This is a genomic window from Microcoleus sp. D3_18a_C4, assembly GCF_036702415.1.
Taxonomy (GTDB): Bacteria; Cyanobacteriota; Cyanobacteriia; order Cyanobacteriales; family Microcoleaceae; genus Microcoleus.
This window is the reverse complement of record NZ_JAUBTI010000170.1, coordinates 1-8,028: the sequence shown is the minus strand read 5'-3', so window position 1 is coordinate 8,028 and position 8,028 is coordinate 1. Positions and strand designations below refer to the sequence as shown.

Below are 8,028 nucleotides of genomic sequence, written 5' to 3'. Positions count from 1 at the left end.
AAAATAGGGGATATGCTTTTACCGCTGCACTTGCGGACTAGGACTAGGGACTTGTGAATCCTGCACCTAGATGTGTACTCAGTTATACTAACCAGTTGGTTAGGCTAACCTTCCCTGAGTATTGCTACCCATTTAGGTTAAACGAATCGCACTCACACAATATAAATATAGCGGCTACTGTACTTCATCAACCACCGAATATGCTGTATTAGTCGTTCTGGATTATTTCGATCAGTCTTGCGGTTAATTAACCAACTTTCAAACGATCGTTGACTTTCACTGCTGCGTCGGCCCGCTAGCAAACCTTCAACTCCAATATGTTCGTCTAAATCAACCCATTCAATGGCATAACCATCTCCAAGTAGATGCCAATTATGTCTTTCCTCCGGGGTACCGTGCAACAAACGGGGATACCAAGCTAAGGGCACGCTCAAACTGCGACCATCAGCTAAGTCCACAATTACTTTTTCATCTGTCACCGTGACTTTAATTACCGAAAATTTTGGGTTTAAAGCCCCGTCCTTTTAGGACGGCTTTTTCTTCTGGTTTATGTTAAGATAAAGACAGTAAATATCAAAAACAAATGAAAGCTAGATATCGCTACCGATGCTATCCGACACCCTCTCATAAATTGGCGTTAGCCAAGTTATTTGGGTGTGTCAGAGTAGTATGGAACGATAGTCTAGGTTTTTGCATTTCTGAATATATTGGAGGCAAAAAGAAACCGAAAAATGCCGAACTTCAAAAGCAATTTATCACTCAAGCTAAGAAGTTAGAGGAACGGGAATGGTTATCAGAAGTTTCAGCAGTTCCCCTACAACAATCCTTAAACGATTTAGAGCAAGCATACCAAAACTTCTTCAATTCATGTAAAGGGAAACGTCAGGGACAAAAAGTTAAACCCCCTCGTTTTAAAAAGCGGAAATCTCAACAATCCGCCCGATTCACTAAACTAGGATTTTCCATCAAAGGTGAGAAGGTTTATTTAGCGAAAGTTGGGAAGCTTAAGGTGATTTGGACAAGAGAGTTGCCCTCAGAACCCAGTTCAGTCACAATCATCAAGGACAGTTCTGACCGATATTTCCTCAGTTTTGTCGTGGAAGTTCAACCCGAAGTCTTGCCATCTTCTGATAGTTCAGTTGGTATCGATCTAGGAATTTCAACCTTTGCAACTCTGAGTAACGGACAAAAAATAAAAGCTCCCAAACCCCTAAAGAAAAGGATTAGGAAGCTGAAAAAGTTATCTAAATCTCTATCTCGGAAAACCAAAGGATCTAAACGACATGAATTTTATCGAAAGCGGTTAGCTAAACTTCACGCTAAACTAGCTGATACTCGCACAGATATCCTGCACAAGTTATCAACTCAACTCATTCGTGAGAATCAAACGATTGTGTTAGAAGACTTAAATGTGTCAGGAATGGTTAGGAACCGCAAATTATCCCGTGCAATTTCTGATTTAGGTTGGAGAACATTTAGAACTTTCCTAGAAGCAAAATCAGAAAAATATGGCAGAGATTTTCGAGTCATTGATAGATGGGAACCGACTTCTAAAACCTGCTCTTGTTGTGGGTTTAAAATCGGGAAATTAGATCTCTCAATTCGAGAATGGATTTGCCTCAACTGTGGCACGTCTCATGATAGGGATATTAACGCCGCAACTAACATTTTAGTCGCCGGAGGACTTTCGGAGACTTTAAACGGGCGTGGAGGAAGCATAAGACTATCCCAGGATAGCAGCACCCAAAGAAGCGTCAACCCACCAGAATTTAAGCAATTGTCAATTTTTGACTGGCTTGAATAGATGGAATCCCGCGGTACGGCCGGGGTGGATGTCAAGAGGGGTTCTGTTTCAAGTACCAAAGTAGTCATCCCAAGCCTCCAACAATGTTTGTTAGTATTCCTCTACAAGATGAGCTATCTGGTTTAATTCATGCTCTTTGAAGCTTCGATTTTTTTCTAGAGATACAGGATTCATCCAAAATTTGGCAAGTTGCCGATCGCGCTTAACATGAATGTGGGAGCATCTCAATGAAAGCAGCAAAGCTCGAAATTGGAATTAGGAGTCAGGAGTCAGGAGCCAGGAGAAAAGAGTCACAAGGAAGAAGAAAGAAGTGTTTTTGCAAATATGAGATGCTCCCCATGAATGTGGGCTGGTTCGCCTCGATCGGAACTAAAAAAGATGAAACTGTAGGGGCCAACCTGAAGAACCGTAGGCATTAGCTGGTATAAGAGTGAATTTTGTCCTAAGTTTAACTGGCGATCGCTCTTAAATTTGTCGCTACTATCCAGATTAATAATCAGCGGGCGATCGCCTTTTTACATCTCTGCTTTGATTAGTGCGATCGCGGTCTTTTTTCCTACCTTTTTTAATCTGTTGGCTCATCTCGACAAACAAATCTCTGCGTAAATAAGGATAGTCGCTCACCCACACGTCACGGCTGGGAATATAAATATCTGAAACTTTGGCAATTCTGCCTAAATCTTCTTGATTGGACATAATTAACATTAAAGCAGCTTGGCCGGGGACAATTCCTTGGTGATCTTTCCGCAAGGGAGCTCGCAGTGTAGTAGTAAATCCGGTTTTGTCGCCGACTTCTAAATTAATTCGCGGTTCTAGGTTGTCAACTATTACGAGTTGTCCTTTTTGATTGACTGTTTCTTCTTGACTTGTGACTTCATCTGTAATATATATATCCAAAACTCGTCCTTGCCAAAAACCGCAGTATTGATATTTGCGGCATTCTGCATTCCGCAAACTCGCCCACAAAATCGGCCCCCACAGCCAGTACAAACCAGCTATCAATCCGGTGATTAAAACTAGCGGCGCGACATCGGAACCGGCGAAGTTATAAACTACGAGGAGGAAAACTACGCTGACTGCCGAGATTAACATTCGCCTCAAAAAATCGGGCGGTTTTCCCCAGATATATTTGTATTGCGCTCCCGTGGCGACGGCGGGAATTAGTTCTTGAAAGGTTTCGCGGGTTAAGGGAATTAGCATAATTAGTCAGTTGGCAGTTGGCAGTTGGCAGTTGGCAGTTGGCAGTTGGCAGTTGGCAGTAGTAACAAGTTACCAATTACCAATTACCAATTACCAATTACCTACAGTATTTTTTCCAGGCCGTAAACGAGCGATCGCAATTCCAAGACTTTGCGTATAGACAGCAACACTCCGGGCATATAACAAGCTCGATCGCTCGTATCATGTCGTAAAGTATAAACTTGACCGGCGCCACCAAAAATTACCTCTTGGTGGGCAATTAAACCGGGTAAACGGATGCTGTGAATGCGAATCCCTTCATCGGCCACTGAACCCCGAGCACCGGCTAATTTTTCCGTTTCCTCAACTTCTGGCGGATTGAAAGTTTTTCCCATTTCTGCTAGCATTTGGGCAGTTTGAATCGCTGTGCCGCTGGGGGCGTCGGCTTTTTGATTGTGGTGGAGCTCGATAATTTCTACGTGTTCAAAATACTGAGATGCCGTGACGGCGGCTTGTTGGAGCAAAACCATGCCGATCGAGAAATTGGGTACGATCAAACAGCCAGTGCTCGCTTTATCAGCGAATTCAGCTAAGTTTTCAATTTGCTTGCTGCTCAATCCGGTAGTGCCGACTACTGGACGAATGCCGTAAGCTATTGCCGATCGCACGTTTTCATAAACTGACGAAGGGTGCGTAAAATCTACCATCACCCCTAACTGCTTTTCCTGAGCTGCTAATACCAGCATTCCTTGCAAGTCGTCAGTGATGGGAACTTCTAACGGGCCGCATCCGGCTAATTCCCCGGCATCGGCGTTGAGGCACGACGGGGAGCGGTCTACAGCTCCAAATAAAGTCATGTCACTAGCATGGGCGATCGCCTTGATTACTTCGCGGCCCATTTTGCCTGCAGCACCGTTAACAATCACCGGAATCGGAAGTTGATTCGCCATAATCTCAAAAATATCCTGAAAGTTCGATCGACTAAATTTTAACGCTTGTGCGAATTTGGGTAAACAAGGAATGAAAGACAGGATTTGTCGGCAAATCTTCAAAAACCAGGTTCCCATTCGAGAAATACTTTGCCTGCATCGAGTAATTAGCTTAAAGAAACTCGGTTGCGGCACAAGTTCTGAAAAAATTACATTCAATCTCATATTAAGCTCAATTCTGTTAGAACAGACTTGTGCAAAGCTAATTTGCACCGACATATTTTTTCTGTGACTGCCAAATTCTCTCGAAATCTTCGATATGTCATGTCTGTGGCAACTGGCCTCAACCTGAGTTCTCAAAACCGACGGGTCAGGATTTTGCCTGCAATGCTTGTGGGCGCGACTGTAACGCTGCTGAATATGGGAGTTCGGCAGTTGGGAGGCCTGCAAAGCTGGGAATTGGGGAGTTTTGACTCGTTAGTGCGCTTGGAGCCAGATTCCGGCCCCGATCCGCGGCTGCTGGTAGTGGAAATTTCTGAAGCCGATATTCAAGCTTTGGGGAGATTTCCGATTTCCGACAAGACGATCGCTCAAACCTTGACAAAACTGCAAAAGTATCAGCCAAAAGTCATCGGTTTGGATTTGTACCGGGATTTGCCTCAAGCGCCGGGACACCAAGAATTGCTGGCCGCGCTGAAAGCACCGAATGTTGTGGCGATCGACCAATTGAGCGATTCAGAAAGTCCGGGAGTGCCTGCGCCTCCGGGGATACCGCGCGATCGGGTTGGTTTTAACGACTTCGTGCTCGATCCTGATGGTGTTGTACGCCGCAATTTGCTCTCAGTCTCGCAACCAGACAAAAAGATTGCTTTATCGTTTTCTCTGCAAGTGGCTTTGCTGTATCTCAAAGACAGAGTACAGCAGAAAAATAGCGCTGTTCATCCCCACAAAATCAACTGGGGAAAGGCAGAATTTGTGCCTTTAACTTCTGACAGTGGTGGCTATGCAAATCTCGACGCCAAAGGCTACCAAATTCTGCTCAAATACCGTTCTGCGAACGAGGTGGCGCGACAAGTCAGTATCAGGCAGGTATTGAAGGGAGAAATTGAACCAAGCTGGGTTAAGGACAAGATTGTGTTGATCGGGACGACGGCACCGAGTACCAGAGATTTGTTTTTGTCGCCTTACAGCCCGGTTAAAAAGCAAAGTCCGAAAATGCCGGGGGTGTTGCTGCACGCGCACATGCTCAGCCAAATATTGAGTGCGGTTTTGGATGGACGATCGCTGTTTTGGGTGTGGCCAGAATGGGCGGAAATTTTGTGGAACTGTGCTTGGGCGATGGTTGGCGGGGTTTTGGCTTGGCGGATTCAGCATCCGGGGAGGGCGGGATTGGCTGGGGGTGCTGCATTGATGGGACTTTTGGGGATTAGTTATGGGATTTTTACTGGGGGTGGGTGGGTGCCGCTGGTGTCGCCGGCTTTAGGTTTGGTGGTGACTGGTGTGGGTGTCAGTGCTTACAGGAAGCTTTACGATGCTTTTCACGATTCTCTGACGGGTTTGCCTAACCGGGATTTGTTCGTGGATTGCCTGGGGCGGGCGATCGCCAATACTAGGGGCCGCCGCAGCTATCTGTTTGCGGTGCTGTTTCTGGATTTAGACAGGTTTAAGGTGATTAATGATTCTTTGGGCCATTTGGTGGGGGATGAACTGCTGATGGCGGTGGTGCTGCGGTTGAGGGCAAGTATTGGCCGTGCAGATACTGTGGCGCGGGTGGGGGGTGATGATTTTGCGATTTTGGTGAGGAATGTTGATGTTGCTAGTGCCGTGGATTTGGCCACTCGAATTCACCAAGCTTTAATTGTGCCTTTTGAGTTGAAGGGGCAGGAGGTGTTTGTGACGGCAAGCATCGGGATTGCCATCGGGGGCGAACCCGCTGCTAATCTCAGCGAACAGCCGGAACACTTGCTGCGGGACGCCCACACGGCGATGTACCGGGCGAAGGCTTTGGGAACGGGAAGGTATCAGGTGTTTAATGCTTCGATGCACGCTTTGGCGGTGGAGAGGTTGCAGTTGGAAACTGATTTGCGGATGGCCCTCAAGCGTCAGGAGTTTTTGCTGCATTACCAGCCGTTTGTATCTTTGGCAAGCGGGAGGATTATTGGGTTTGAGGCTTTGGTACGCTGGCAACACCCGCTGCGGGGTTTGATTGGGCCGATGAAGTTTATTCCCGTGGCTGAGGAAACGGGGGCAATTGTGCCGCTGGGTGAGTGGGTGCTGGAGGAGGCTTGCCGGCAGTTGCGGCTGTGGGAGGAAATGTTTGGTTTCGATCGAGCTTTGATTATGAGTGTAAATTTATCTGGGAAGCAGTTTGCCCAGCCGGATTTGGTCGATCGCATTCAGGTGATTTTGGAAACAACGGGTTTGAGTGCCGAGAGTTTGAAGTTGGAGATTACTGAGAGTGTGGTGATGGAGGATGTGGAGTCGGCGATCGCGGTTTTGAAGCACATGAAGGAGCTTAATGTCAAGTTGGGAATTGATGATTTTGGCACGGGTTATTCGTCGTTGAGTTATTTAAGTCGATTTCCTACGGATACTTTGAAGGTTGATAAGTCGTTTGTGGGGCGGATGGAGATCGAAAGCGAGGGGGAGAATGTGGCGATCGTGCGGACGATTGTGGCGCTGGCTCATGCTTTGGGTATGGATGTGATTGCTGAGGGTGTGGAGACGGCGGCACAATTAGCTAGGTTGAGGTCGATCGGCTGCGAATATGGTCAGGGTTATTTTTTTGCTAAGCCGTTACCCAGCGAGGCTGCGACTGCTTTGATGGCTTCCGAGCCGCAGTGGTAGTTGTGGGTTATTAGTTATTAGTTATTGTATAGCCTTTCGAGCTCTCATATGAGGTACTCATGGGCATAGGGCATAGGGCATAGGGCATAGGGCATAGGGCATAGGGCATAGGGCATAGGGCATAGGGCATACCTCACCACGCTTGAGAACCGCTATACGTTAGAGTTAAAATTGAAAGTCGATCGGGTTCCCAAAGCAGATATCTAATATGTTAGGTGCTAAAATTACTGCTAGGTCAACAAACATGAAGCTGAAATAAATTGTCAGCCATCTCGTTATCGATCCTCGAAACTTAACAGAGTATGCTCTTAATTTTGATAACGCTGTCGGTAGCGATAAAGCTGTAATATTTCAGCGTCGTTTAGGATTAAATGAATAAAACTATAACTTACTGTTAGCACAGATTTCAACTAAAACTCTTGAGGCTGAAGCAATTACTTGTTATTCTACAGATATTGATCGTTGCCCGATCGCCCTTAGCTCAAAATGGTGTTTCTGCCTGTAGGTATAACCTTTCTCCCAACTGCGGATGCTCAAACGAAAGTTCCCGCGCGTGCAAGTGTAGGCGATTCGCAGCAGCCCGACATCCGTAAAGTCGATCGCCCAAAATCGGTATCCCCAACCCTCGAACATCCGCTGCATGAACCCTCAATTGATGCGTGCGTCCCGTCAGTGGCAAAAACTCGACGCGATCGCAATTTCCCTCCCTCGCCATTACCTGAAAGCGAGTAACACTGGGCTTTCCGCATTCCCAATTGACTTGCTGGTAAGGGCGATTTTCTGGATCGCCCCAAAGTGGGAGTTCGATCGTCCCCGCATCAATTTTTACAGTAGCCGAAAGCACCGCTTCATAAACTTTGTGAACCTGCTTTTTTGCAAAGTGCTGCCTGAGTTGACTGCTAGTTTCTTTGTCCCGCGCCAATAGCAAAATCCCAGATGTTTCCAAGTCTAAACGATGCACGACTGTCAAATTAAAACTATCAGCTAACAAGTTACGCAAACGACTGAAAACACTATCTTGATTTTCAAAATAACGACCTGGAACTGACAGCAAACCAGAGGGTTTATTGACCGCAATCAACCATTTGTCTTCATAGATAATCGGTAGTATTTCGGTAACGGGCAAGATGCCCGTTCCACAAGAAATATGATGATTTGTGGGGAGTAGGGGTTGGGCTTCTAGCCCGCCCGCAACGGGCAAGATGCCCGTTCCACAAGAAATATGATGATTTGTGGGGAGTAGGGGTTGGGCTTCTAGCCCGCCCGCAA

The 8,028-nt window shown here is 46.5% G+C and carries 8 protein-coding genes; 3 read left to right on the top strand and 5 right to left on the bottom strand.

Annotated features, from left to right (window positions below):
* Positions 1 to 152: 152 nt before the first annotated feature.
* Positions 153 to 491 carry a DUF2442 domain-containing protein gene (locus QUB16_RS32250; protein ID WP_333322395.1) on the bottom strand — a complete coding sequence of 113 codons (339 nt, stop codon included), beginning with the start codon at positions 489 to 491 and terminating at the stop codon, positions 153 to 155.
* A gap of 92 nt (positions 492 to 583) precedes the next feature.
* On the opposite strand from QUB16_RS32250, the gene QUB16_RS32245 reads away from it, so the two are divergent.
* Positions 584 to 1,804 (top strand): RNA-guided endonuclease TnpB family protein, encoded by a 1,221-nt coding sequence (locus QUB16_RS32245; RefSeq protein ID WP_333322393.1) that lies wholly within the window; start codon positions 584 to 586, stop codon positions 1,802 to 1,804.
* A gap of 90 nt (positions 1,805 to 1,894) precedes the next feature.
* On the opposite strand, the gene QUB16_RS33745 is transcribed toward QUB16_RS32245, so the two are convergent.
* The 3 genes from QUB16_RS33745 to dapB form a co-directional block, all read right to left on the bottom strand.
* A complete protein-coding gene (locus QUB16_RS33745) occupies positions 1,895 to 2,032 on the bottom strand; it encodes a DUF4160 domain-containing protein (protein ID WP_445251186.1) in 138 nt (45 codons plus the stop codon).
* 261 nt (positions 2,033 to 2,293) lie between these two features.
* On the bottom strand, positions 2,294 to 3,004 hold the full coding sequence (locus QUB16_RS32240; protein WP_333222443.1) for a phosphate ABC transporter permease: 711 nt from the start codon (positions 3,002 to 3,004) through the stop codon (positions 2,294 to 2,296).
* A 101-nt stretch (positions 3,005 to 3,105) separates the two neighbouring features.
* Entirely contained in the window at positions 3,106 to 3,933 is an 828-nt protein-coding gene (dapB, locus tag QUB16_RS32235; RefSeq protein ID WP_333322391.1) for a 4-hydroxy-tetrahydrodipicolinate reductase, read from the bottom strand.
* A gap of 303 nt (positions 3,934 to 4,236) precedes the next feature.
* Here dapB and QUB16_RS32230 point away from each other — a divergent pair, with 303 nt between their 5' ends.
* Together QUB16_RS32230 and QUB16_RS33740 are read left to right on the top strand one after the other, a co-directional pair.
* The gene (locus QUB16_RS32230; RefSeq protein ID WP_333322389.1) at positions 4,237 to 6,759 is read left to right on the top strand and encodes an EAL domain-containing protein; all 2,523 of its coding nucleotides are present in this window, start codon (positions 4,237 to 4,239) and stop codon (positions 6,757 to 6,759) included.
* Positions 6,760 to 7,018: 259 nt separating this feature from the next.
* Complete coding sequence (locus QUB16_RS33740; RefSeq protein ID WP_445251185.1) at positions 7,019 to 7,138, top strand: DUF6883 domain-containing protein; 120 nt, start codon at positions 7,019 to 7,021, stop codon at positions 7,136 to 7,138.
* A 102-nt stretch (positions 7,139 to 7,240) separates the two neighbouring features.
* Here QUB16_RS33740 and QUB16_RS32225 read toward each other — a convergent pair.
* Positions 7,241 to 8,028 (bottom strand): RluA family pseudouridine synthase (locus QUB16_RS32225; RefSeq protein WP_333322387.1); only part of this gene is annotated, 788 nt, incomplete at its 5' end.